Source organism: Sphingopyxis sp. BSN-002 (assembly GCF_022024275.1).
Lineage (GTDB): Bacteria > Pseudomonadota > Alphaproteobacteria > Sphingomonadales > Sphingomonadaceae > Sphingopyxis.
Genome location: NZ_CP091804.1, coordinates 90,543 through 114,499, shown reverse-complemented (window position 1 = coordinate 114,499; position 23,957 = coordinate 90,543). Strand labels below are relative to the sequence as shown.

The following is a 23,957-nucleotide window of genomic DNA, read 5'->3' as shown; positions in this document are numbered from 1 at the left end:
CTTGTTCCGCCGCAATGTCCAGCCTTGTTGAGGAATCGTCCCGGTCCCCTTGCGCTGCGCCGCGGCAGGGGACAGATAGCGCTCGCCATGCCCGCACTTCTTCTTCCCGAATGGGTCGTCTCGACCGGTCTGACAGATTACGCGGCTGCGCTTGCCGATATGGAGGCGCGCGCCGCCGCGATCCATCAGGGAAGCGCCGGCGAGCGCATCTGGCTGCTCGAGCATCCCCCGCTCTATACCGCCGGGACGAGTGCCGACCCCGCCGAACTGCTCGATCCGCGCTTTCCCGTCTTCGATGCCGGGCGCGGCGGGCGCTACACCTATCATGGGCCCGGCCAGCGCGTCGGCTATGTCCAGCTCAACCTCGCCGGACGCGGCCGCGATGTGCGCGCCTATGTGTCGGCGCTCGAAGGCTGGGTGATCGACGCGCTCGCGCTGCTCGGCGTCGAAGCCCGCCGCGCCGAGGGGCGGATCGGTATCTGGACCGACGATCCGCAGGGCCGCGAGGCAAAGATCGGCGCGATCGGCGTCCGCGTCCGGCGCTGGGTGACGCTGCATGGCTTCTCGCTCAATGTGGACCCCGACCTTGCCCATTTCACGGGCATCGTGCCGTGCGGGATTGCGGAATTTCCGGTTACGAGCCTTGCCGCGCTCGGCAATCCCGCAAGCTTTGCCGATGTCGACCATGCGCTTGCGGAGACGCGCGCTGCGTTTCTCGACAAGCTTTCGCCGAGTGGGTAGGAACGAGCCCATGACCCGGACCATCCTCATCGCCCTGCCCCTCCTGGCGCTCGCCGCCTGCAACAGCGAACCCGCGGGCAAATCGACCGCAAAACTGGACGCCGTCGAGGTGCAGCCCGGAACGATCAGCGATTCGATGATCATCCTCGACGACAATGCGGGCGATGGCACTGCGGTCGACAACAGCGTGCCGGACGATGGCACAAAGAAGGAAGCGGCGAAGCCTGCCGAGGGAACCGAGAGCAAGGACGACGGAGCCGTAACCAGCGGCCCGGAAGACGTCGTAATCGCCCCGGACTCGTCAAAGAAAGCTTCCGATTTCGCGAATAAGAAAAGCGGCGAGTAGGCCCTAGCGCAGTCCCAGGCTCTTGTGCGCCTGCAGCGACAGGCGCCAGCGCGGGTCGGCCATCACCAGATCGATGCACGCCTGAACGTTCGCGGCGGCGTTCGGATCGTCGAGCGGCTGGATCAGCAGATGTCTGAAGTCCAGCGCGGCGAGCGCAGCGACATCGCTCCCCGCCTGCGGCCAGACGAGCTTCAGCTCGTCCCCGCTCGTCTGGACGAGTTCGCTACCCGCCTTCGGGCTGATGCAGATCCAGTCGATACTGCGCGGCACCTCGTGCGTCCCGTTGCTCTCGATCGCGATCGTGAAGCCTTCGGCGTGGAGCGCGTCGATCAATGCCGGATCGACCTGCAGCATGGGCTCACCGCCCGTAAGAACGACGTAGCGATCTTTGGCGCCCTCGCCCCAACTTGCCGCAATGACTTTCGCGAGCGCTTCGGCATCGCTGTATTTTCCGCCAAGCGTTCCGTCGGTGCCGACGAAATCGGTGTCGCAGAATTTGCAGATCGCCTTGGCGCGATCCTGCTCGCGGCCCGTCCAGAGGTTGCAGCCGGCAAAGCGACAGAAGACCGCGCGGCGCCCGGCCTGTGCGCCCTCGCCCTGCAGCGTCAGGAAAATCTCTTTGACCGCGTAGGTCATGCGTAGCGCGTCGGGTCGGGCAACCCGGCGTCGGCGAAACCCTTCGACCGCAACCGGCAGCTGTCGCACGAGCCGCAATGCAACCCCTCGGGAGTCGGATCATAGCATGACCAGCTCATTCCCGCGTCCATGCCGAGCCGCGCGGCTTCGGCCGCGATATCGGCCTTGGTCATGTGCTGGAGCGGCGCGAGAATATGGAAATCGACGCCCTTGTCGCCATCGCGCGTCGCAAGCGCCGCGAGCTTCTCGAACCCCTGAATGAATTCGGGGCGACAGTCGGGATAGCCCGAATAGTCGAGCGCGTTCACGCCGATGACGATGTCCTGCGCCTGCCGCGCTTCGGCAAGACCGAGCGTCAGCGACAGGAAGATCAGGTTGCGCGCGGGCACATAGGTCACCGGAACGTCGGGTCCGACGCCGTCCTTCGGCACGTCGATGTCGTCGGTCAGCGCCGACCCGCCGAACCGGCGCAGATCTAGCGGCAGCACGATATGCTCGGCCGCCCCGACATAGGTCGCGATACGCGCCGCCGACTCCAGCTCGACCCGGTGGCGCTGGTTATAGTCGATCGTCAGCGCGACGATCCGCGCACCCGCTTCACGCGCGAGGCCCGCGCAGACCATCGAGTCGAGCCCGCCCGACAGAAGGACGATCACGGTTTTTCCGGAAACTTGCTGCATCCGCGCCAGATAGGCCTGCGTCCCCGCGCGCGCAAGTGTTGCACCGCACCAAAGAAAAACGGGCCGCGCGGCGGATGCTGCACGGCCCAGTTCGGCATGAAAGCCGTTAGGGAGAAGGACACACATCAGTGCGTCGTGCCACCCGTATAGCGAAGAATGGTTAACAACCGGTTAGGAGCCGGATGTCAGGAACAGGCCCCTGCCCGTCGCGCCTCGATCGCCTGCGAGAAGGGCCGCCCCTCGGCGATCCCCTGCGTGTCGATCTGGACGAGCCGGTTGGTTTCGCTGCGGATCGTCGTGCGGCCATGGCCCGCGCCGGGGCAGGTGTAATGCACCGTCACCGAGCTCGGCGTGTCTTCGATCACGTAGCGCGAGCAACTCGCACGCGGATGCTCGATCTGGATCAGCCGCCGCGCATCGCCAAGGCAGACGGTCTGCAACACGGCATCCTTGCCGCGTTCGCGCAGCTGCCAGCTGCCCTTTTCCAGCCGGTCGAGCATTGCAAGCGACGGCGCCTGCGCCGGCACGGCGGTGGCGCCGGCAAGGCCGAGCGCGAACAATCCGGTCCGGATGATGGTAGAGAAGATCGCCATTTTACCTTCCACTTGGCCGCTCGCACGCGAGCAAAATGCGACCCCTGTGCAAGGGAGGTAGCAAGCCGGGTCCGGATATTCAACCGCTTGGCGCTATTTCGCCTCGCTTCGTCGGCAGGACGCTCAACCGTGCGCGGCGATCTCTTCGAGAGGGATCGGGAAGACGCGCGAACAAAAGGCGCAATCGACCTGCACCAGCCCCGCCTCGTCGGCCATTTCGCGCTGCTCGCTTTCGGGAAATTTCGAAAGGACGCCGGCGAAATAATCGACGCTGCACCGGCAACCGCGCGAGATGCCGGCGCCCTGTTCGACGCGAACCTCGTCCTCGTGGAAAAGCCGCCAGGCAAGCGTCTCGAGCGACGTTGCGGGATCGGTCAGCTCTTCGTCCTTCAGCGTCGCCGCGATCGTCTTCGCATGCTCCCATTCGGGATGATCGTGGCGGACGTGCAGACGGTCGCGCCCGACCTCGCCCTCCGGCAGATGCTGGAGCAACAGGCCGCCCGCGACGCAGCCCGCTTCGTGATCGTGGCGCGCGGCCAGTTTGATCAGGCTCGGGATCTGCTCGGATTGCTCGAAATAATGCTCGGCCGCATCGCCGATCGACGAACCTTCGAGCGGAACGATCCCCTGATAACGCTCGCCGGTCGCCGCCTGGTCGAAGGTAATTGCAAGGAAGCCCTCGCCGAACAGGGCGAAGAGCGTCGGATCGGGCCCGACCTCGACCAGCCGTTCGGCGTCGAATTTCAGATAGCCGCGAAGCTCGCCGCCGCGATAGTCGCAGACGAGCAGTTCGACAGGACCACCGCCGGTTTGCGCCTGCAGCGTCAGCTGGCTCCCCTCGTCCTTCAGCGTCGAGCCGAGCAGCACGGTCAGCGCCAGCGCCTCGGCCAGCAGCTTTTCGGCTACTGGCGGATAGCTGTGCGCTGCCATGATCGTGTTCAGCACGGGCCCGAGGCGCACAAGGCGGCCGCGGACGTGGCGGTCGCTGATCGTGAACAGCAGGGGCTGGTCGAACCAGGTTTCGATAATCTCGCTCATAATTTCCCGAGCGCCCAAAGCAGCACCGATTTCTGCGCGTGGACGCGGTTTTCCGCCTCATCCCAGACGCGCGATTGCGATCCGTCGATCACCGCGTCGACCACTTCCTCGCCGCGGTGGGCGGGCAGGCAATGGAGGAACAGCGCGTCGTTCTTCGCTTCGCCCATCAGCCGCTCATCGACCTGATAGGGCGCCATCGCGGCGAGCTTGTTGTGCGCATGATCCTGCCCCATCGACACCCAGGTGTCGGTGACGACCAGATCGGCGCCGGATACGGCTTCGCGCGCGTCGCGCACGATCTCGATCTTCGCTCCCTTTGCGCGCGCCGCCTCGACGAAGCGAGCTTCGGGTTCATAGCCTTGCGGCACGCCCGCACGGACGTTGAAACCGAACAGCCCCGCCGCCTCGATCAGCGATGCCAGCACATTGTTGCCGTCGCCGAGCCAGGCCAGTTCGAGCCCCGGCAGCGCCTTGCCGCTCTCGACGATGGTCAACAGGTCGGCGACGATCTGGCACGGGTGCGACAGGTCGGTCAGCCCGTTGATGACGGGGACGCTGGCAAAATGCGCCAGCTCCTCGATCTTGGCATGATCGTCGGTGCGGATCATGATTGCGTCGGCATATCGCGACAGCACGCGCGCCGTGTCGGCGATCGTCTCTCCGCGGCCGAGCTGGCTGGTCCCCGCATCGAGGATCATCGGCACGCCACCGAGCTGGCGGATCGCGATATCGAACGAGCAGCGCGTGCGCGTCGAGTTCTTCTCGAACACCATCGCGAGCACATGATCGGCGAGCGGCGCGTCGGCATCGGGCTTCGCCTTCGGCCAATTCGTACGCGCCGCCTTGCGATCGATCGCGTCGGCAAGCATCGCCGCGATCGCATCCCCGCCCGCGTCGGACAGGTTCAGGAAATTCGGCATCATGCCCTCCGTTCTAAAGGAACGGAAAACATCAGGACTCGGGCGGCGTATAGCTCGCCGCGCCCGCCGACAATTTCTCGATGCACTCGTCGATATGCGCCTGCTCGATGTTGAGCGGCGGCAGGATGCGCACGACATTGTCGCCCGCCGCCACCGTCAGCAGCCCGTGATTGTCGCGCAGATGCGCGACGAAGGCGCGGCTGTCGCTCTTGAGCTTGATGCCGAGCATCAGCCCCATGCCGCGGGTGCTTTCGAACAGGGTGTCGTGGTTCGGGATCAGCTGCTCGAGCGCGCCGCGCAGGCGTTCGCCGGTCGTCTTCACCTGATCGAGGAAGCCGTCTTCGAGGATCACGTCGAAAACAGCCTGCCCCGCCGCCATCGCCAGCGGGTTGCCGCCATAGGTCGAACCGTGGGTGCCGATCACCATGCCGCGCGCGGCCTTTTCGGTGGCGAGGCACGCGCCCATCGGGAAGCCGCCGCCGATGCCCTTCGCACTCGCGAGGATGTCGGGTTCGACCCCGAACTGCACATAGGCATAGAGGCTGCCGGTGCGCGCAACGCCGCACTGCACTTCGTCGAACACCAGCATCAGGTCGCGCTCGTTGCAGATGTCGCGCAGGCCCTGCAGGAAGGGCTGCGACGCGGGGCGGATACCGCCCTCGCCCTGCACCGGCTCGACAAGGAAGCCCGCAGTGTTGTCGTCGACCAGATCGAGCGCCGCGTTCAGATCGTCGAACGGCGCGTAGGCAAAGCCGGGCAGCAGCGGATCGAAGCCCTTGCGCAGCTTTTCCTGATTGGTCGCCGAGATCGTGCCCAGCGTGCGGCCGTGGAAGGCGTTATTGAAGGTGATCAGCGTGTGCTTCTGCGCATTGCCCGCGCTCGAGTGATAGGCGCGGGCAGTCTTGATCGCGCACTCGACCGCCTCGGCGCCCGAGTTGGTGAAGAAGACGGTGTCGGCGAACGTATTGTCGACCAGACGCTGCGCAAAGGCTTCACCCTGCGGGCTGCCATAGAGGTTCGACACATGGATCAGCGTCGCGGCCTGTTCGGCGATCGCCTTGGTCAGATGCGGGTGACCGTGGCCGAGCAGGTTGACCGCAATGCCGCTCGCAAAGTCCAGATAACGCTCGCCGCGCTCGCCGATCAGATAGGCGCCTTCGCCTCGCACCGGACGCACACCGCACCGGGGGTAAACGGGCATCAGCGGCGTGATCGACATGTCAGGCACCTTTCAACAAAGACAAAAGTAAAAAGGCGACCCCGACGGGCCGCCCTTGGTGGGACCGCCCCTATACCGCCGCGCCCCGAGCCGCGTCAACACGGGCGTCAGAGCGACTTTGCCGCCTCCATCGCGAGTGCGACCGAATGCTTGCGCGCGCCGTGATCGTACATCGAGGACGCAACGATGATCTCGTCGGCCCCGGTGCGCGCCTGGAATGCCTTCAGCCCCGCCGCCACATCGTCGACCGTACCCACTACCGAGCACTGCAGCACATGATCGAGGATCGCGCGCGCATTCGGCGGCAGGCTGTCCTTATAGCCTTCGAGCGGCGGTTTCATCTTGCCGGGATTGCCGGTGCGCAGCGCGACAAAGGCCTGCTGCTGCGACGAGGCAAGCAGCTCGGCCTCTTCGCGCGTGTCGGCGGCGAAGACGTTGAAGGCGGCGGCGGCATAGGGCTCCGCCAGTTGCTCCGACGGCTTGAACTGTCGGCGATAGATCTCGAGCGCCTCGTCGAGCGCGTCGGGCGCAAAGTGGCTGGCAAAGGCATAGGGCAGCCCCAGCATTGCCGCGAGTTGCGCGCCGAACAGGCTCGATCCCAATATCCACAGCGGGACATGCGTGCCCTCGCCCGGCACTGCCCGGATACCCAGCCGGTCGTCGCCGGCAAGAAAGGCCTGCAGCTCGACGACGTCCTGCGGAAACTGCCGCTCGTCGCTCGCGAGGTTGCGGCGCAGCGCCCGCGCCACGACACTGTCCGAACCCGGAGCACGCCCGAGCCCCAGATCGACCCGGCCGGGAAACAGCGCTTCGAGCGTACCGAACTGTTCGGCAATCACCATCGGGGCGTGGTTCGGGAGCATGATCCCGCCAGCGCCGATCCGGATGCTCGACGTCGCCTGCCCGATATGCGCGAGCACGACCGACGTCGCGGCGCTCGCGATCCCCGCCATGCCGTGATGCTCGGCAACCCAGTAGCGTCCGTAGCCGAGGGCTTCGGCGTGGCGCGCAAGGTCGGCGGCGTTGGCAAGCGACTGCGCGATCGTACCGGTATCGGTCACGGGTACGAGGTCGAGGAAAGATAGTTTCACCATGCAACCGATATGCGGTCGCGATCGCGTTGCGACAACCCCTCCCCGTCAGAACGGGAAGCAGATCATGATCATTGCGCCTTGATCCAGCTTTTCGCGGCCGAGTTATAGACCCAGGTCCCGAACGCGATTTCGTCCAGCAGCATCCGGTTTTGCAGGAAGCGATCCTGCTGCGGATAGGTCGGGCCGAACAACTCGACCGCATGCCGGTCGATCAGTTCGAACTGCCGTTCCTGCCACGCCACCATATCGGCGATAAAGCCGATGTTGCGATTCATCTGCTCGAACGCGGGCGCGATCTCCTCGGGCGCCAGGCTGTCGGGATAAACGAACCGCACGGAATCGCCATGCATCTCCAGCACGACCGCCAGCGGCGGCGCCCGCCGCTCTTCACCGTTCGGCGATGTCCAGCTGGTCGTCTTGCCCTTCTTGCTCCGGAACAGCCCGGACAGCACATCCTTCAGCTTCTGGTAGCCGTCCTTGCCCATTTCCCCGAAAAGGCCGTCGGCGGCCGCTTTGACGGGTGCCGACACGACGATCGCCAGAAAGACCGGCAACGCCCACTCGAGGGCATTTTGTGGCCCGGCGTCCGGCGCCTCCGATATCGAGATATCCGCGTCGAATGTACCGAGCACATCGCCGAGTTCGGCAATCTCGTCCGGCGAAAGCGATGCCTGATGCACCAGCCTGATCGTCATGTCTCTGCCCCTCGATATCCCGTATACCGGATATTGCGGAAACGGCGCCGTGGCCAGCGTCGATGCCCGATCACCACCGATATGGAAGAGGTTTCGGGGCGGCTAGCATTACGCTCGCTCGTCTTTCGGCGAGTCCATCAGCACATAGGTGGTGATCGAGTGCACCTGCGGCAGCACGCCGAGCACTTCGGTGTGGAAATGCTTGTACGAGGCCAGATCCTCGGTCTCGACGCGCAGCAGATATTCGATCGTGCCGGTGATGTTGTGGCACTCGCGCACCTCGGGAGCGAGCGCCATCGCCGCCTCGAAATCGGCCTGCGACTTCTTGGTGTGCGACGACAGCCCCACGGTCACATAGGCGAGGAAGGTCAGCCCCAGCTTCGCGGGATCGATCACCGCGCGATAGCCCTTGATCACGCCGCTCCGCTCAAGTTCCTGCACGCGGCGCAGGCACGCCGAGGGAGACAGCCCGACACGCTCGGCGAGCTCGAGATTGGAGATTCGCCCGTCGCGCGACAGTTCTTGCAATATCTTGCGGCCAATGGCGTCGATTCTGATCATAGATTGCATAATCTAGCCGATGACTACGTATCTTTGCAATCCATCGCAGATCGAAGCGCATTATGTTGCGCACCATGGAACAAACCACTCTCGCCGCCCTCTCCGCCTTTGCGCTCGTCTCGTCGATCACGCCGGGGCCGAACAATATGATGCTGATGGCATCTGGCGCGAATTTCGGCCTGCGCCGGACCGTACCGCATGCCCTTGGCGTCGGGATCGGCTTCACGTTGATGATCGTCCTCGTCGGCGTCGGGCTGATGGGATTGTTCGACATGTTTCCGGTGCTGAACGTCGTCCTCAAGGTGGTGAGCGTCGTCTATCTGCTATGGCTCGCGTGGAAGATCGCCAATGCCGGTGCGCCCGATACCGAAGGCGGCGCTCGCGCCAAGCCGATGAGTTTCCTCCAGGCGGTGATGTTCCAGTGGGTCAATCCGAAAGCCTGGTCGATGGCGCTGTCGGCAATCGCACTCTACGCTCCCGATCGCAATTTCGCCGCGGTGCTGCTCGTCGCGGTGATCTTCGGGATCATCAACCTGCCCTCGACCAGCCTCTGGGCGGTGATGGGCGTCTCGCTCCGCGGCTGGCTGTCGAGCCCGGCGCGCCTGCGCGCCTTCAACTGGACGATGGCGGCCTTGCTCGTCGGATCGCTCGCGCTCCTCATCTGACCCGATTGCAAGGTTGCTGCTTGCAACCTAAGGACGGCGCTCCCTTCCCCTGACCGGAGAACAGAGCATGCAAAGCCGCCGCCTCGGAAAAAGCGCCATCCACGTCTCCGATATCTGCATGGGAACGATGACGTTCGGCAGCCAGACCGACGAGGCCGAGGCATTTCGCGTCCTCGACCGCTGTTTCGACGAGGGGATCAACTTCTACGACACCGCCGAAGGCTATCCGGTGCCGCCCGACATCAAATGGGTCGGCCGCACCGAAGAGATCGTCGGCCGCTGGCTCAAAACCAAGAACCGCGACGCGATCATCCTCGCTACCAAGGTGTCGGGCCCGAGCCACGTCTGGTTCAAGTCGCCGTGCCGCGGCGGCATGACCGCGCTCGACCGCAAGAATATCATGCAGGCGATCGACGACAGCCTGACGCGGCTCCAGACCGACTATGTCGACCTCTACCAGACGCACTGGCCCGATCACGACGCGCCCTATGACGAGATGATGGACGCGCTCGACGAACTCGTCCGCGCCGGCAAGGTGCGCATTCTAGGCTGCTCGAACGAAACGAGCTGGGGCCTGATGAAGTCGATCGCCGCGTCCGAACGTCTCGGCATTGCGCGCTATCATACGATCCAGAATAATTTCAGCCTCAACAACCGCCGCTTCGAGGACGAACTCGCGCAGGTGTGCCGGCAGGAAGGCGTCAGCCTGATCCCCTATTCGCCGCTCGCGGGCGGCGTACTGTCGGGCAAATATCAGGGTGGCGCGCGGCCCGAAGGCGCGCGCTTCTCCCGCTATCTCGGCATAGAAGGCCGGCAGGCCGCGATGGGCCGCCGCTTCGTCAACGACAAGAGTCTCGCCGCGACCGAACGCTATCTGCAGATCGCCGAAGAGAATGGGCTGCACCCGGTGACGATGGCGACCGCCTGGTCGAAGCAGCACGACTTCGTCGCCTCGACGATCGTCGGGGTCAGCGCCTACGATCAGGTCGACCCGATCCTCGCGGCGAAGGAACTGGTACTGAGCGACGAGCTGATGAAGACGCTGAACGCGGTCGGCAAGGACATCCTCTACCCGATGGGCTGATGCCCTTGCACATGGCTTGCGCGCGGCTATCCTGATCGCCGCCGGTATTTCCAGAGGAGCCCATGATGACCCCCGTCCGCCGAGCCCTGATCGCTTCCGCCGCGCTGTTCGCCGCTGTCGGCGCCGCGCACGCCGCCGACCCGACGATGTTTCGCGACGCGGGCTGCGGCTGCTGCCTCAAATGGCTGGCGCAGGTGAAGAGCACGCTCGGCGGGACCGCAAAGGTGATCAACGCCGCGAACATGGAGGCCGTAAAGAATCAGCAGGGCGTCCCGCCCGCGCTGCGCAGTTGCCACACCGTCATCGTCAATGGCTATGTCATCGAGGGCCATGTTCCGGCGCGCGAGATCGCGCGGCTGCTCAAGGAGAAGCCCAAGGGCGTGAAGGGCCTTGCCGTCGCGGGGATGCCGACCGGATCTCCGGGCATGGAATATGGCACCGTCCGCGACGCCTATAAGGTCATGACCTTCGGCCCCGGCGGGCAGCGCGTCTATGCGAGCTACGCCGCGAGCCGCTGATCAGCCGAACCGTTCGCGCAGCTCGAACTTCAGCACCTTGCCCGTCGCGTTGCGCGGTAGCGCATCGACAATTTCGAGCCGCGCGGGGTGCTTGTAGCGCGCGAGCCGCTCGCCGCAGTGCGCCTTGATCTCCTCGATCGTCACGCTCGCGCCGGGGCGCGGCACGACGACCGCGCAGCCGCACTCGCCCCATTTGGGGTCGGCGAGCCCGATCACCGCGACCTCGTGGATCGCCGGCATCTCGTAGAGCGCATTCTCGACCTCGGCGGGATACACATTCTCGCCGCCGGTGATGTACATGTCCTTCACCCGGTCCTCGATGTAGAAATAGCCCTCTTCGTCCTGCCGCCCGACGTCGCCCGAGCGAAACCAGCCGTCGACGAAGCTCGACGCATTGGCGTCGGGCCGGTTCCAGTAACCCGGCGTGATGTTCAGCCCGCGCATCCAGATTTCGCCCAGCTCGCCGACCGGCGCCTCGGTGCCGTCGCCGCGCATGATCTTCGCCTCGCAGTGGCGCACCGTCTTGCCCGCCGCGCCGATCTTGCCCGGAATGTCGCGCGCCTCCTGCATCAGCGCCGCGGCGCAGGTCTCGGTCATGCCATAGCCCTCGCGGATCGGCACGCCGCGCGCGAACCAGGTGCGGAGCAAAGTCTCGGGCACGCTCTCGGCGCCGCAGCTCATCGTCTGGGTGCGCGAGAAGTCGGTCGTCGCGAAATCGGGGTGCGCCTGCATCGCGTTATACATCGCGGGCACGCCCAGGAAGTGCGTCACACCCATGTCGGGATCGCCGAACAGGCGCAGCATAGCCCCGGGTTCGAACGCGCGCACGACTATGACGGTACCGCCGAAACCGAAGCTGATCGTCGTGTAGGCGACGAGCCCGCCGATATGGAACAGCGGCAGCGCGACGAGGCCGACCATGCGGTTCGATGCGTTCGAGATGCCGCCCGATCCCGCGTTGATGAAGAGGAACTGGGCGTGGTTGAACATCACCCCCTTCGGCGTGCCCGTCGTCCCCGACGAATACATGATCATGCAAAGGTCGCTGCCGAGCTGCGGAAGCTGGCCGTATACCGGCGTTGCCGCAGCAATCGCCGCCTCCAGATCGCCGCCCTTCCCCGCCGGGTCCATCGTGATCCAGTGCGCGACATCGGTCTTTTCCCTGAGCGCCGGAATGACGGCCTCGAGGTCGGTGTCATAGAACACCGCGCTCGCGCCGCTGTCGCTCACCATGAACGCCAGTTCGTGCGCGGTCAGCCGGAAGTTCAGCATCGTCAGCACCGCGCCGATCCGCCAGCAGGCGAACATGATGTCGAGCATGTCGCTGCTGTTCATCGAGAGCAGCCCGACGCGGTCGCCCTTCACGATGCCGATCGCGTTCAGATGCCCCGCGATCCGCGCGACGCGTTCGTGCATCGCCGCATAGCTGTGGTTTCGACCGCTGTGGATATCGACCGTCGCGATCTTGTCCGGAAAACGGCGCGCGTTCTCGGCGATCCAGTCATAGACCAGCATATCGTTCATCATGTCTCTCCCGGGTCAAATCTACGGTTTCCGGGGAGGAAAGCGAATCGAATCTAGAGGCTCGCCTTGAACAGTTCGAGCATGCGGCCCCACGCCTTTTCGGCGGCCGCTTCGTTGTAGGCGCGGCCATCGGGCGGACACCAGCCGTGCATCGCGCCGGCATAGACCTCGACCTCGTGCCATTGCTTGCGCGGGGTCAGGACGGCGTTCAGCCGGTTCTTCTCTTCGGGGTCCTGCTTGTCGTCGTTGTCGGCGATCGCGAACAGATAGCCCGCCTTCGTCTCGGGGATCAGCAGGTGCGGGCTGTCGGGCTTGTCGGTGCCGACCCCGCCGCCGTGGAAGCTCGCCGCAGCGCCGACGCGCTCGGGCCGCAGCGCCGCAGTATAGACCGTCATCGCACCGCCCATGCAATAGCCGGTCGTGCCAAGCTTGCGCCGGGTATCGACCTCCTTCTGCGCGTCGAGAAACGCCAGATGCGCGGTCGCGTCGGTCGTCACCAGCGGCTTCGTCAGTTGCTTCAGATAGCCGAACAATTTGTCGCGGATCGCGGGGTCGTTGAAGTCGTTCGTGGCATCGACGACGGGTGACTTCTGCCAGCGGTAGAAGGGGTTCACGGTCAGCACCGCATAGCCCTCTCCCGCCAGCCGGTCGGCCATCTGGCGAAACGCCGGACGCAGGCCGCGAATGTCGGGCCACACGAGCACGCCCGGATGCCTGCCTTCGGATGGCGCGACGAAATAGGCGTCGGCAACGCCTTCGGCGGTCCGTATCTCGACATCGCGGCCTTTCACCGGTCCGGCGGCGCCGGCGGAGACCGGCAGCATCGAAGCAAGCGCTCCTGCACCGACGAGCGTACCAAAGCTCCGCCGGTTTACGGGGACGCCTGCGCGATCGAGATCGGCTTCGGTGATTTCATTGCACATCGCTCTCTCCTCTTCCCCCGCCCCGCTGTCAAAGATCGCCGCGGCAGCGATTCGCGCAAAGCCGCAGGAAATTGCGCAACTTCACTCGCAAATCGCATTGCATCGACCGATGGTTACAGAGGCAGCTAAGCACGGCCGTATATAATAGGAAAGCCCGGCTCAGCGGCGCCCTTCGAGATTCTTGATATCGTCGACATGCTCCGCATCGCGCGACGCCTTGGCCAGCACAGGATCATAAGCCTGCGCCCGGCCATAGTTCAGACCGTCGCCCGAGGTGGTGGTCTCTTCCCATGCGGCTTCACCCCGCGCCGGCTCGTCGTCGAGCGCTTCGCGCGCGGCCTGCTGGACCGACTTCATCCGCCGCCACAGCCACATCGGCAAAACTACGACCGAGAAAATCAGCATCAGCGGCCAGAGGATATTCCAGACCATTTCTTCTCCCCCGAAAAATGGATCAGGCGGCGATGCTAATCTCGTCGAAGGCAAAGGCAAGACGATGCACGCCGGTGCTGCGCAGCATTTCGCCATGCGCGGCGCGGTCGACGATATGGCTTGCTCCGCAGAAGCCGACGACGGTCATTCCTGCCGCGAGGGCTGCCTGCGCACCGGTCGGAGAGTCTTCGATGGCGAGGCAGGCCGCGGGATCCAGCCCCAGCCCCTTCGCTGCGGCGAGATAGATGTCGGGGTACGGCTTCCCGCGGTCCCAGCCGTCTGCGCTGTAGATATGCTCGCCGAAATGATGACGCAGGCCGAACAGCCCGAGCGCCCAGTCGATATACTCTGCGCGGCTCGAAGAAGCGATCGCGCGCGGCAGCGATCCCAGCGTATCGAGGAAAGCCGGCGCGCCGGGAACCGCATCGAACCCCTCCATGAAACGGGCCCGCGCCCGGACGCGATGCGTCTCGCGGAAATCCGCGGGCAGCGCGCGCCCGAAGCGCGCCTCGATCCGCCGCTGCGTCTCCTGCCAGTTGTGGCCGTAATAGTCGCGCAGGCATTCGTCATAGGTCGTCGGCATGCCGACCGCGGTCAGGCTTTCGGCGAGCGACATATTCGCGCGGACCTCGCTGTCGGCGATCACGCCGTCGAAGTCGAAAATGATGGCGGCGGGCGTCATGCGAACCTCAATATCTTCATACTTCACACCTAGGGTCATCGGAGTCAGGAGACATAGCCATGAAGTTCATCACCCTGAAATCGCGCGGCGGCGATTATCTCGTCGTCGCCGAAAATGTCGCCTGGCTTCGCGACTATGAGAACGGCCAGACCCAGGTGGGCATGGTCGGCGGCGCCCCGCTGCTGGTTGCTGGCAAAATCGAGGACATTGCGGCGTCGATTCTGGCGCAGGCCAACGCGGCGGAGTGAGTCGCTCGCGTCAGGGCATGACCCCGGCGTCACGCGCATAGCCCCAAGGCCCTTCGCCCGACCAGTGACGCCCGTCGGGAAAGCTATGTCTGATCCCGCTGAGCTGCTCCGGCGCGAACAGGCGCATGTTGACGCCCATCAGGTCGACCTCGCCCCCCATCCGCTCGACCAGTCCTTCGGTCGCCGACCAGTGGGTCGAGCAGCCGCAGGTGGCACAGAAATGCAGGTCCGAATTGGGATTCGGCCGATCGGCGCGGTTATAGGTTTGGGTTGCGCCCTCGATCACGACATCGCGCGGCGAATAATAGGCCCAGAGGATGCCGTGCGAGAAGCAGAGCGAGCAATTGCACTCGGCGATTTCCTCGGGCGCCTTGGCGAGCCGCACCGAGACGGCGCCGCAGTGGCAGGTGGTGTCCCAGCTCATGAACCCCTCTGGCGATAGTGAGCGATAGCGGTCATCGCGTCCTCGAAACTGCCATCGGTACCGGTCAGGCTGACGGGAATGTCGCCTCCGGTAAGAGCGCGATTAGCGCCAGCCACTTTGCCGAGCAATTTGGTCGACGGAAACCGGTCGGGAGTGCGAAGGTGGAGAATAATCGATTTTTGGCGCTGAAATTCCCAGACACTTACGTCGACAATCTCTGACCACGGGATCGTCTGTTCCGACCATGATTTGAAATATATGCCGCTTGCGGAAATGCGAACGACGTCGCCTCCATCGAATATGCGCCGCACTGCCACGATGCCACCAAGACCGAAAAAGGCGACACATAGCCAGCCGATCCATTCACTACCCGGACGGATCGACGGGCCGAACATCCCTGCGATGAGCAGCCCTCCGAAGACGAACGCCGCAGCGCCCAGCGCGAGCAGCGCAAGGCGCCAGGGCGAGGATCGCGCGGCGAAAGTCCGTCCGGTCACTCCACTGTCACCGACTTCGCCAGATTGCGCGGCTGGTCGACATCGGTCCCCTTCGCCACCGCCACATGATAGGCTAGGAGCTGCACCGGCACCGCATAAACGAGCGGCGCGATCAGCGGGTGGACCTTGGGCATTTCGATCGTCGCCATGCAGCCATCGCCGGCTTCGGCGAGGCCCTCGGCGTCGCTGATCAGCACGACCTTGCCGCCGCGCGCCATGACTTCCTGCATGTTGCTGACGGTCTTTTCGAACAGCGGGCCCGACGGCGCGAGGACGATCACGGGGACCGCCTCGTCGATCAGCGCGATCGGGCCGTGCTTCATCTCGCCCGACGCGTAGCCCTCGGCGTGGATGTAGGAAATTTCCTTGAGCTTGAGCGCGCCTTCGAGGGCGAGCGGATAATCGGGGCCGCGGCCGAGATAGAGAACGTCGCGTGCCGGGGCGACGAGGTGCGCCATCTTCGAGATCTCTTCGTCGTGCGCGAGCGCGGCGTTGAGCGCGGCGGGGGCTTCGATCAGATGCTTGACGATCTCATGCTCGTCGGCCGCGCTGAGCTTGCCCTTCTTGAGCGCGAGATGTGCCGAGAGTGCCGCGAGCACCGCGAGCTGGCAGGTAAAGGCCTTGGTCGAAGCGACGCCGATTTCGGGACCGGCGTGCGTCGGGAGCAGCAGGTCGGCCTCGCGCGCCATGCTGCTGGTCGGGACGTTGACGACGACCGCGATCGTCTGCCCATTGGCCTTGCAATGGCGGAGCGCCGCGAGCGTGTCGGCGGTTTCACCCGACTGCGAGATGAAGAGGGCGAGCCCGCCGGGCTGAAGCACCGGATCGCGGTAGCGGAACTCCGACGCGACATCGATGTCGACCGGAACGCGCGCGAAGGTCTCGAACCAGTATTTGGCGACCATGCCGGCGTAGAAGCTGGTGCCGCACGCGACGATCGTGATGCGCTCGATCTTCGACAGGTCGAAATCCATCTGTGGCAGTGCGACGGTCTGTTCGAGCGGGCGGATGTAGGAGGAGAGCGTCTGCGCGACGACGGTCGGCTGCTCGAAAATCTCTTTCTGCATGAAGTGGCGGTAATTGCCCTTCTCGACCGCCGCGGCGGTGACGCCCGAGGTCGTGATCTCGCGCGTCACGGGATTATTCGCGGCGTCGTAGATCTGCGCGCCGTCGCGGGTGATCACGACCCAGTCGCCTTCGTCGAGATAGGCGATCTTCTGCGTCAGCGGCGCCAGCGCGAGCGCGTCGGAGCCGAGATAGGTCTCGCCCTCGCCATAGCCGACGACGAGCGGCGAGCCGAGGCGCGCGCCGATCAGCAGGTCGGGATGCTGGCGAAAGGCGATCGCGAGCGCAAAGGCACCCCGAAGCTGCGGCAGCACGGCCTTGACCGCATCCTGCGGCGACAGACCTGCCTCGACCTGCTCGCTGACCAGATGCGCGACGACTTCGGTATCGGTCTCGCTCTCGAAAGTGCGGCCGCGCGCCTGCAGTGCTTCACGCAGCGGCTTGAAATTCTCGATAATCCCGTTGTGCACGAGCGCGATCTCGCCCGTCGCATGCGGGTGCGCGTTGCTCGTCGTCGGCGCGCCGTGTGTCGCCCAGCGCGTGTGTGCGATGCCGACGGTGCCGGGCGCGGGGTTGCCCGCGAGCTCCTTGACGAGATTGTTCAGCTTGCCTTCGGCGCGGCGGCGGATCAGTTGGCCGCCCTCGACCGTGCAGACGCCCGCGGAATCATAGCCGCGATATTCCATACGCCGCAGCCCTTCGACGAGGCGGTCCGCGACCTGGGCCGTGCCGATGATTCCGATAATTCCGCACATGGGGGCTATGCTTTCTTCTAGAGCGTGTAGGGAATGCGAATACCCGGCATCGATGCCGGAAACACCTTGATATTGCGTGTCACGAGGATGCGGCCGCTGATCTGTGCGGTCGCCAGTACGAAAGCGTCGGCGAGGGTCAAGCCCTTGCGTTCGGCGCGCAAAGCGGCGGCGCGCCGCGCGACGGCATCGCCGATCTCCTCGACCTGAAAGCAGCCCAGAAAGGCTTCGACGGCTTTCAGGCTCTGAGCGTCGGCCGCCGACATGACTTCGGTCCAGCTCACCCGGCTGATGCTCTTGCGCCCCGCACGACGAATCTCCCCGCGCGCCGCCTCGACGCCGTTGAGCGCGTCGATCAGGATATCGCTATCGAACTGCGCGTCGATCATTCGCGCTTACCCCGCAGGCGCCGCTGATATTTCAGCCCGTCGCCGATGTCGTCGCGGCCCTTCCAGATGCCGAACGCATTGTCGACCGCATCGCCGGACACGTCGGCGCGATAGGCCGCGACGGCACGCCGCACGAGCTCGGCGCGCGACACGCCCTGCTCATTGGCAAGCGTGTCGAGCCATTCGACGTCGGAATCGGGAATGTCGGCGAGGAAACGCATGCGCCATTGATATCATATCATGATATCATGTCAATCGAGCAGCTTTCGATAGACGAGGAAGCCGGACTTCTCGGCGATCCGGTCATAGAGCTGCATCGCGGTGTCGTTCGTTTCGTGCGTCTGCCAGTAAACGCGCGCCAGCCCCAGCCCCCGCGCCGCGTCGTACACCGCCTCGATCAGCGCGCGCCCGACGCCTTTGCCCCGCGCATCTGCCGTCGTGAACAGATCCTGCAGATAGAGCGAGGGCAATAGCGAGGTCGTGCTGCGGTGGAGCAGATAGTGGGTCAGGCCGAGCAGCACGCCATCCTGTTCGGCGACGAGCGCGAACATCGGCTCATAGGGATCGAAGAAGCGTTCCCATGTCGCGGCTGTGATCTCCGGCGCCAGCGCCGTATCTCCGCTGCGGCCATAGAAAGCGTTGTAGCCGTCCCACAGGGGAAGCCAGCGGTCATGGTCGGAACGCTCTACGAGTCGAACGATCATGTCAGGCACGGCCGAAATTGCGGTCGACGAAGGTCATCGCGAATTGCACGGGATCGGCGGGACGCCCGTTACCTTGTTCAAAGCGGGCTTTGCCGTCTTCCCAGATCTTGCGAATCTGCCCGGCAAGGTCGGGCGCGAACTTCATCTGCTGCGCAACCATCTGCTTCCAGTTGCCGTTCAGGCGAAGGCTCTGGCGGATCGTCGGTTCCATCGCGACGCAATAGGCGCGCGTCGGCTCGTCGAGATGGCCGATCGCGTCGAGCACCCAGGCATCGACGTAACGCAGGAAGGGCTTGTCGGTATAGCGATCACTCATCTCGTCTTCTCCATCGCCCACTCGTCGCGGAGCAGGCCGTAAATCAGCGAATCGCGCACGCCGATATGCGTTTCCCACTCGCCGCGCAGCCGGCCCTCGCGCTGGAAGCCCAGCCGTTCGAGCAGGCCGATCGAGCCCGGGTTTTCGGGGTCGGTATCGGCAAAGATACGGCGCAGTTTCAGCTCGCCAAACCCGTAGTCGATCACCCGCGCCACCGCCTCGCGCACAATGCCTTTGCCCCATTGGTCGCGGTGGAGGATATAGCCGACCTCCTTCACGTCGGGCTTGCCATCGATCAGGATCACCCACCCGAGCGCGACGTCATCGCCCGCCGTGATCGCCCAGCACAGATAGCCCTGCCCTTCGCTGGCATTGCCTTTGACATAATCGGCCGTCTCGGCCGGCGATGTGTGCGGTCCGCTCGACCACCAGATCATCACCTCGGGATCGGACAGCACCGGAAACAGCGCGGCGGCATCATCCTCACGCAGCTGGCGCAGCACGAGGCGCGCGGTCGTCAGCGTCGGCGCGGGCATGCGCTTATTTTCCGGCCTTCTTCTTGCGCATCGCGTCGTGGAAGCGATCGGCCCAGCCAGGTTTGACCAGCTGTTCGCCGCGCACGAGCCGCAGTTCGCCGTCGGCAACGTCGCGCGTCACCGCGCTGCCCGCCGCGACGATCGCATCGCGGCCGATCTTCACCGGCGCGACGAGCGCGCTGTTCGATCCGATGAAGGCATTCTCGCCGATCTCGGTCTTATACTTAAAATAGCCGTCGTAATTGCATGTGATCGTCCCCGCGCCGATGTTCGCGCCGGCGCCGATCGTTGCATCGCCCAGATAGGTCAGATGGTTCGCCTTCGCGCCCTTACCGAGGGTCGCCTTCTTCACTTCGACGAAATTGCCGATCTTGGCCTTCTCGCCGAGGATCGTGCCGGGGCGGAGGCGCGCGAACGGACCGACCTCGCAGCCGGCGCCGATGATCGCGCCCTCGATATGGCTGTTCGCCCGGATCTTCACGCCGTCGGACACTTTGACCCCGGGGCCGAAAAAGACGTTGGGTTCGACCGTCACGTCGCGGCCGAGTTCGGTATCCCATGCGAACCAGACGGTGTCGGGCGCGATCAGGCTGGCGCCCTCGGCCATCGCCGATACGCGCCGCCGCGCCTGCCATTCGCCCTCCATCGCGGCGAGCTCGCCGCGGCTGTTGATGCCCGCGACATCATAGGGATCGGTCTTGACGACCGCGCAATGCCGCCTGTCGGCATTGGCGATATTGACGATATCGACGAGGTAATATTCCTTCGCCGCATTGTCGTCGGTCACGCGCGACAGCAGCGCGAACAGGTCGCGCGCCTTCGCCGCCATCAGCCCCGAATTGCAGAGCCTCACCGCGCGTTCGGCGTCGGTCGCATCCTTGTGCTCGACCATCTTGGTCACGCGGTCGCCTTCGGTGATCACGCGGCCATATTGCTGCGCATCGGCGGGCTCGAAGGCGAGCACGACCACCGCGGGCGCATCGGGCGCGTTCAGCCGGTCGATCATCGCCTGCATCGTCGCGGTCGGCACGAACGGCACGTCGCCATAGAGGATCAGAACGTCGCCATCGAAACCCGCGAGCGCCTGCTCCGCCTGCTGCACCGCATGGCCGGTGCCGAGCTGCGGATCCTGCACCGCCAGATCGGCGCTGCCCGCCAGCGCGGCTTCGAGTTGGTCGGCCTTGTCGCCAACGATCACGACCTTCTTCGTGGGGTTCAGCGCATCGACGCTCGCCATCAGGTGTAGCAGCATCGGGCGCCCGGCAATCGGGTGGAGCACCTTGTGGAGGTCGGACTTCATGCGGGTGCCCTTGCCCGCAGCGAGAATGACGGCAGCGATCGGATTGGTCATGCGCGCCCCATGCCAGCAAATCGTTGCAGATTCCAGCACATCGCGCCATGCGGACGGCCATGAGCGACTTTCCCTTCCGCATTATCGGCTTCGATCTCGACGGCACCTTGATCGACACCGCGGGCGACCTGACAGCCGCGGTGAACCATGCGCTGTCGCTGCTCGATCGCGCACCGCTGACCGTCGCCGAGGTGCAGCCGATGATCGGGCTCGGCGCGAAGCATATGCTCGAACAGGGGCTCGCTGCGACTGGCGGTGTCCCCGAAGGCGCGGTCGAGCGGCTCTATCCCGAACTGCTCCGCTATTATGGCGCGCATATCGCGGTGCACAGCCGCCCCTTCCCCGGGCTGATCAACGCTCTCGACCGGCTCGACGCGCTTGGCGTCCGGAGCGCCGTCGCGACCAACAAGGCCGAGGGTCTCGCGCGCCGGTTGCTGGCCGAACTCGATCTTGCCGACCGCTTCGCGGCGATCGTCGGCGGCGACACGGTGGGCGTCCGCAAGCCTTCGCCCGAGCCGATCCTCGCTATGATCGAACAAAGCGGCGGCGGACGGACGGCTTTCGTCGGCGACAGCATCTACGACATCATGGCAGCCCGGAATGCCGGCGTACCAAGCATCCTCGTCGGCTTCGGTTTCCTCGACCGTCCCGCGGCGGAGTTCGGCGCCGATCATGTGATCGGCCATTATGACGAACTGATCCCGCTGCTCGAACGCCTCTAACGCTTGCGCCACTTCGTCCAGAGATGCCTCGCGAGCATTTGTGGCGGCATGCGCAGCCAGTGCGAACGGATGTAGAAGGCCTGTTGCAGCGCAAAGTTCGTGGGCCGCCCCCAGTCGTCGCGCGCGAACAGGCGGCGGCGATACCAGATGTCGCCGGATTCTTGCCGGTCCCAGCCCGACGGCAGCTCTGCCGCATAGAGATCACGCGCCAGCCGCGCGGCCCGATGAACTGGCGCACGGAGGCCGTGCAGATCGGCGCGCGCGTCGAGCTTGCCCCAGAAGCCGGCGTCCGCCGCGGCGAAGTCGCGCGTCAGGCAATGAAAATCCCACAGATTGCGAAGCCCGCCCTGCAGATCGCCGTCGGCGAGCATATGCGCGGCGCAATGGCACGCCATATCTTCCGGGTTGAGAATGGCAAAGCCGCCTGCCGTCGTCACCGCATCGCTGACCAGCGAGAGCGCGTCGGGCGTGATGCGGTGCGTCCGGGGCAGGATCGTGTGGTGGACATCGATCATCCGGTCGCGCGCCTTGTGGATCAGCGGCGGCAGCTCGTGCATATGCTCGCGGTAATAATGGTCGTCATAGGGGTCCGACTTGACCCACTCCCACCCCGCCTCGAGCAGTTCGTTCTCGGCGCGGCGGATGTCGGACGCGAGGACAAGGATATCGAGATCGCCGATCTGGCGCCCCGCACTGCATGACAGCCCTGCCGCAGCATAGGCGGTGCCCTTCAGCAGCACAAACTCGATCCCCTCGGGCGCGAGCGCGCGGCGCGCCATTTCGGCTTCCCAAAGCGCCTGATCCTGCGCGACCTGCGCCGCCGCGCGTTGATCGGCGAAAAGCAGGGCAACGGTCGGGGGCAGGTCGGCAGCTTCGAGGCGGTGCGACAGGGTCGCCAACATCGCCTCGGTGCGCGCGACACCGATCACGCCCTCCCATTCTCCTGTTGCAAGCGTAGCGGCATCCCGCCGCCCCGCGAACAGGTCGACCAGCGTCTGCACCGCGCTCATCGCACTGCCTCCGCCCACAATTGCTCGACCAGCGCCATGCCGGTCGCGCTGTCGGGATAGGCGATGCCGAACGCGGGCGTCTCGCGAACGAGCCGCGTCAGTGCGGCGAAGCCAGGCTCACCCAGCGCGATATAATTGGTCGAGGCCTCGGTCAGCCGGACGAAAGCTTCACCCTCCCCCATCGGTTCGATCGCCGCTTCGCCGCCGAAGCGCGGGAAGAGAATCAGCGCCGGGCGCGCCGGTTCATGCATCGCCGCAATCGCGTCGGGCCGCGGGATCAGGTGCCGGATATCGCCCTTCGGCGTTCCCGCGAGCAACGGTCCCAGCCGTGCCGCATCGACGCGCGTAGCCATTTCGGCAATCGCCTCGTTCTTCAGGCTCACCGCGCGAGGAAAAGCCAGCGCGTCGCCGCTCGCCGGATCGAGCAGTGTGAACTCGTCGCCCATCAAGCGCCAGTCGCCCTCGCCAAGCAAAGCAGCAAGGGTCGATTTGCCCGACCCGGACTCACCCGACATGATGACCGCGCGGCCGCCCCGCGCGACCGCGCTCGCGTGCAGCAGCATATGCCGCCGCCAGCCGAGCGCGACCTGCAAATTCATCCCCATTTCGGCGGCGAGCAGCCCCATCGACAGCGGCAGCGGCAGCGCGTCGGGAACCACGAAATCGCCGCCGATATGCACCGACGGCCGCAGCCAGCGCCGCCACGGCCGCGCCGCGAAGAGCCTCACGGTCGCGTCGGCGGGCCGGGTGTCGTCTTGCGGATAGCCCGCGTAGAGCTTTTCCAACGCCGCGACCGGTTCACGCCAGTCGCTGCCGACGCGGAACTGGACCGGTCCTACGGCAATGCGCGTACTGTATCTCACGCCCCGGCCACCAGCCCCATCGCCGCCAGCTCGGCAAGCCGCTCGGCGATGACGAGCCCCGCATCGCCTTCGGCGTCGAGGTCGAAATCCGCCGCCAGCCGCCCTGCAATCGTCGCTGCGGTGTGGATGCCGTCGTCCATCGACGCCAGAATCTCCGGCATCGGCGATATGACGAGGTGCGTCTGCATCGACCGGCGATCGAAAATGGCGGTCAGCTCGCCGAGTGCCTCGATGCGCAGCGCGTCGGCGGGCGCGGCGCGATAGCCATGGTCAGCCATAGTCTTCGGCGGCGGCGGTCAGCTTGGCGAGGATCGCGAGCAGGGTTTCGCGCTCGGCGGCGGTGATGTTCGATTCGAGCCGCGCCTCGCTGGCCAGCGCCGCCGGCGCGATCGCCTCGTAAAGCGAGCGCCCGGTTTCGGTCAGCTCCAGATGGTGCGAACGGCCGTCGGCCTCGTGCGCCTGCCGCGCGATGAGCTGGCGGTCGGCCAGCGCCTTCGCCGCGCGGTTGACCGTCACCTTGTCCATGCGCGTCGCCGCGACCAGCTCACGCTGGGTCAGCGGCTTGCCCTCGCCGAGCACCGCCATCAGCCGCCATTCGGGAATCTTCAGCCCGAAGCGGTTCTGATATTCGGTCGCGATGCGCTCCGACAGCGCGTTCGAGGCGATCGACAGGCGATAGGGCAGGAAATTGTCGAGATTCAGTTTCTTCGCGGCCATGTTTTTCCCACT

General features: G+C 65.3%; 33 protein-coding genes. 7 read left to right on the top strand and 26 right to left on the bottom strand.

Annotated elements, in window-relative coordinates; all coding sequences use genetic code 11:
* The first annotated feature begins 87 nt into the window (after window positions 1-87).
* A complete protein-coding gene (lipB, locus tag L7H23_RS00580) occupies window positions 88-741 on the top strand; it encodes a lipoyl(octanoyl) transferase LipB (protein WP_237837435.1) in 654 nt (217 codons plus the stop codon).
* Window positions 742-751: 10 nt separating this feature from the next.
* The gene (locus L7H23_RS00575) at window positions 752-1,087 is read left to right on the top strand and encodes a hypothetical protein (protein WP_237837434.1); all 336 of its coding nucleotides are present in this window, start codon (window positions 752-754) and stop codon (window positions 1,085-1,087) included.
* A 3-nt stretch (window positions 1,088-1,090) separates the two neighbouring features.
* Here L7H23_RS00575 and queE read toward each other — a convergent pair whose 3' ends face one another.
* The 9 genes from queE to L7H23_RS00530 all read right to left on the bottom strand — a co-directional run bounded on the left by queE (window position 1,091) and on the right by L7H23_RS00530 (window position 8,523).
* Entirely contained in the window at window positions 1,091-1,723 is a 633-nt protein-coding gene (queE, locus tag L7H23_RS00570) for a 7-carboxy-7-deazaguanine synthase (RefSeq protein ID WP_237837433.1), read from the bottom strand.
* Window positions 1,720-2,403: a 7-cyano-7-deazaguanine synthase QueC gene (queC, locus tag L7H23_RS00565; protein WP_237837432.1), complete on the bottom strand. Its 684-nt coding sequence runs from the start codon at window positions 2,401-2,403 to the stop codon at window positions 1,720-1,722. The genes queE and queC overlap by 4 nt, the downstream gene beginning before the upstream one ends.
* A 185-nt stretch (window positions 2,404-2,588) precedes the next feature.
* A complete protein-coding gene (locus tag L7H23_RS00560; protein ID WP_237837431.1) occupies window positions 2,589-2,996 on the bottom strand; it encodes a hypothetical protein in 408 nt (135 codons plus the stop codon).
* A 123-nt stretch (window positions 2,997-3,119) separates the two neighbouring features.
* A complete protein-coding gene (locus tag L7H23_RS00555) occupies window positions 3,120-4,034 on the bottom strand; it encodes an Hsp33 family molecular chaperone HslO (RefSeq protein ID WP_237837430.1) in 915 nt (304 codons plus the stop codon).
* Window positions 4,031-4,957: an ornithine carbamoyltransferase gene (gene argF / locus L7H23_RS00550; RefSeq protein ID WP_237837429.1), complete on the bottom strand. Its 927-nt coding sequence runs from the start codon at window positions 4,955-4,957 to the stop codon at window positions 4,031-4,033. The genes L7H23_RS00555 and argF overlap by 4 nt, the downstream gene beginning before the upstream one ends.
* A gap of 28 nt (window positions 4,958-4,985) precedes the next feature.
* Window positions 4,986-6,173: an aspartate aminotransferase family protein gene (locus L7H23_RS00545; protein ID WP_237837428.1), complete on the bottom strand. Its 1,188-nt coding sequence runs from the start codon at window positions 6,171-6,173 to the stop codon at window positions 4,986-4,988.
* Window positions 6,174-6,280: 107 nt separating this feature from the next.
* Window positions 6,281-7,267 (bottom strand): LLM class flavin-dependent oxidoreductase, encoded by a 987-nt coding sequence (locus tag L7H23_RS00540; protein ID WP_237837427.1) that lies wholly within the window; start codon window positions 7,265-7,267, stop codon window positions 6,281-6,283.
* Between the two features lie 68 nt (window positions 7,268-7,335).
* The gene (locus L7H23_RS00535) at window positions 7,336-7,962 is read right to left on the bottom strand and encodes a hypothetical protein (RefSeq protein WP_237837426.1); all 627 of its coding nucleotides are present in this window, start codon (window positions 7,960-7,962) and stop codon (window positions 7,336-7,338) included.
* A gap of 108 nt (window positions 7,963-8,070) precedes the next feature.
* Entirely contained in the window at window positions 8,071-8,523 is a 453-nt protein-coding gene (locus L7H23_RS00530) for an Lrp/AsnC family transcriptional regulator (protein WP_237837425.1), read from the bottom strand.
* A 74-nt stretch (window positions 8,524-8,597) separates the two neighbouring features.
* Here L7H23_RS00530 and L7H23_RS00525 point away from each other — a divergent pair, with 74 nt between their 5' ends.
* From L7H23_RS00525 to L7H23_RS00515, 3 genes are all read left to right on the top strand, one after another.
* Window positions 8,598-9,188, top strand: coding sequence for a LysE family translocator (locus L7H23_RS00525; RefSeq protein ID WP_237837424.1), 591 nt, complete (start codon window positions 8,598-8,600; stop codon window positions 9,186-9,188).
* Window positions 9,189-9,255: 67 nt separating this feature from the next.
* Window positions 9,256-10,272: an aldo/keto reductase gene (locus tag L7H23_RS00520; protein ID WP_237837423.1), complete on the top strand. Its 1,017-nt coding sequence runs from the start codon at window positions 9,256-9,258 to the stop codon at window positions 10,270-10,272.
* 62 nt (window positions 10,273-10,334) lie between these two features.
* Entirely contained in the window at window positions 10,335-10,790 is a 456-nt protein-coding gene (locus L7H23_RS00515) for a DUF411 domain-containing protein (protein WP_237837422.1), read from the top strand.
* Here L7H23_RS00515 and L7H23_RS00510 read toward each other — a convergent pair whose 3' ends face one another.
* The 4 genes from L7H23_RS00510 to L7H23_RS00495 all read right to left on the bottom strand — a co-directional run bounded on the left by L7H23_RS00510 (window position 10,791) and on the right by L7H23_RS00495 (window position 14,351).
* Entirely contained in the window at window positions 10,791-12,317 is a 1,527-nt protein-coding gene (locus L7H23_RS00510; protein ID WP_237837421.1) for a long-chain fatty acid--CoA ligase, read from the bottom strand.
* Between the two features lie 50 nt (window positions 12,318-12,367).
* On the bottom strand, window positions 12,368-13,237 hold the full coding sequence (locus L7H23_RS00505; RefSeq protein WP_237837420.1) for a dienelactone hydrolase family protein: 870 nt from the start codon (window positions 13,235-13,237) through the stop codon (window positions 12,368-12,370).
* A 159-nt stretch (window positions 13,238-13,396) separates the two neighbouring features.
* The gene (locus L7H23_RS00500; protein WP_237837419.1) at window positions 13,397-13,669 is read right to left on the bottom strand and encodes a hypothetical protein; all 273 of its coding nucleotides are present in this window, start codon (window positions 13,667-13,669) and stop codon (window positions 13,397-13,399) included.
* Between the two features lie 22 nt (window positions 13,670-13,691).
* Window positions 13,692-14,351 (bottom strand): HAD family phosphatase, encoded by a 660-nt coding sequence (locus tag L7H23_RS00495; RefSeq protein ID WP_237837418.1) that lies wholly within the window; start codon window positions 14,349-14,351, stop codon window positions 13,692-13,694.
* Window positions 14,352-14,410: 59 nt separating this feature from the next.
* Between L7H23_RS00495 and L7H23_RS00490 the strand changes: the two genes are divergently transcribed.
* Window positions 14,411-14,599, top strand: coding sequence for a hypothetical protein (locus tag L7H23_RS00490; RefSeq protein WP_237837417.1), 189 nt, complete (start codon window positions 14,411-14,413; stop codon window positions 14,597-14,599).
* A gap of 10 nt (window positions 14,600-14,609) precedes the next feature.
* Here the strand turns inward: L7H23_RS00490 and L7H23_RS00485 are convergent, their stop codons facing one another.
* The 9 genes from L7H23_RS00485 to glmU are packed head-to-tail and all read right to left on the bottom strand — an operon-like array spanning window position 14,610 to window position 20,633.
* Window positions 14,610-15,023 (bottom strand): aldehyde-activating protein, encoded by a 414-nt coding sequence (locus tag L7H23_RS00485; protein WP_237837416.1) that lies wholly within the window; start codon window positions 15,021-15,023, stop codon window positions 14,610-14,612.
* Window positions 15,020-15,520: an STM3941 family protein gene (locus tag L7H23_RS00480; RefSeq protein ID WP_237837415.1), complete on the bottom strand. Its 501-nt coding sequence runs from the start codon at window positions 15,518-15,520 to the stop codon at window positions 15,020-15,022. Before L7H23_RS00480 ends, L7H23_RS00485 begins: the two co-directional genes overlap by 4 nt.
* A complete protein-coding gene (glmS, locus tag L7H23_RS00475) occupies window positions 15,517-17,340 on the bottom strand; it encodes a glutamine--fructose-6-phosphate transaminase (isomerizing) (RefSeq protein WP_237837414.1) in 1,824 nt (607 codons plus the stop codon). The genes L7H23_RS00480 and glmS overlap by 4 nt, the downstream gene beginning before the upstream one ends.
* Before the next feature lie 17 nt (window positions 17,341-17,357).
* Window positions 17,358-17,726, bottom strand: coding sequence for a PIN domain-containing protein (locus L7H23_RS00470; RefSeq protein WP_237837413.1), 369 nt, complete (start codon window positions 17,724-17,726; stop codon window positions 17,358-17,360).
* Window positions 17,723-17,947, bottom strand: coding sequence for a CopG family transcriptional regulator (locus L7H23_RS00465; protein WP_237837412.1), 225 nt, complete (start codon window positions 17,945-17,947; stop codon window positions 17,723-17,725). Before L7H23_RS00465 ends, L7H23_RS00470 begins: the two co-directional genes overlap by 4 nt.
* Window positions 17,948-17,977: 30 nt before the next feature.
* Entirely contained in the window at window positions 17,978-18,430 is a 453-nt protein-coding gene (locus tag L7H23_RS00460; protein ID WP_237839296.1) for a GNAT family N-acetyltransferase, read from the bottom strand.
* 1 nt (window position 18,431) lies between these two features.
* Complete coding sequence (locus tag L7H23_RS00455) at window positions 18,432-18,746, bottom strand: hypothetical protein (protein WP_237837411.1); 315 nt, start codon at window positions 18,744-18,746, stop codon at window positions 18,432-18,434.
* Window positions 18,743-19,282: a GNAT family protein gene (locus L7H23_RS00450; protein WP_237837410.1), complete on the bottom strand. Its 540-nt coding sequence runs from the start codon at window positions 19,280-19,282 to the stop codon at window positions 18,743-18,745. The genes L7H23_RS00455 and L7H23_RS00450 overlap by 4 nt, the downstream gene beginning before the upstream one ends.
* 4 nt (window positions 19,283-19,286) lie before the next feature.
* The gene (glmU, locus tag L7H23_RS00445) at window positions 19,287-20,633 is read right to left on the bottom strand and encodes a bifunctional UDP-N-acetylglucosamine diphosphorylase/glucosamine-1-phosphate N-acetyltransferase GlmU (protein WP_237837409.1); all 1,347 of its coding nucleotides are present in this window, start codon (window positions 20,631-20,633) and stop codon (window positions 19,287-19,289) included.
* A gap of 59 nt (window positions 20,634-20,692) precedes the next feature.
* On the opposite strand from glmU, the gene L7H23_RS00440 reads away from it, so the two are divergent.
* Entirely contained in the window at window positions 20,693-21,355 is a 663-nt protein-coding gene (locus tag L7H23_RS00440; protein ID WP_237837408.1) for an HAD-IA family hydrolase, read from the top strand.
* Here L7H23_RS00440 and L7H23_RS00435 read toward each other — a convergent pair.
* Genes L7H23_RS00435 through L7H23_RS00420 form a run of 4 tightly spaced genes read right to left on the bottom strand, consistent with a single transcriptional unit; the run spans window position 21,352 to window position 23,945 of the window.
* Entirely contained in the window at window positions 21,352-22,365 is a 1,014-nt protein-coding gene (locus tag L7H23_RS00435) for a nucleotidyltransferase family protein (RefSeq protein ID WP_237837407.1), read from the bottom strand. The genes L7H23_RS00440 and L7H23_RS00435 overlap by 4 nt on opposite strands.
* Window positions 22,362-23,228, bottom strand: a complete 867-nt coding sequence (locus tag L7H23_RS00430) for an HprK-related kinase A (protein WP_237837406.1) — start codon at window positions 23,226-23,228, stop codon at window positions 22,362-22,364. Before L7H23_RS00430 ends, L7H23_RS00435 begins: the two co-directional genes overlap by 4 nt.
* Window positions 23,225-23,506, bottom strand: a complete 282-nt coding sequence (locus tag L7H23_RS00425) for an HPr-rel-A system PqqD family peptide chaperone (RefSeq protein ID WP_237837405.1) — start codon at window positions 23,504-23,506, stop codon at window positions 23,225-23,227. Before L7H23_RS00425 ends, L7H23_RS00430 begins: the two co-directional genes overlap by 4 nt.
* A complete protein-coding gene (locus L7H23_RS00420) occupies window positions 23,499-23,945 on the bottom strand; it encodes a MarR family transcriptional regulator (RefSeq protein WP_237837404.1) in 447 nt (148 codons plus the stop codon). Before L7H23_RS00420 ends, L7H23_RS00425 begins: the two co-directional genes overlap by 8 nt.
* Window positions 23,946-23,957: the final 12 nt, after the last annotated feature.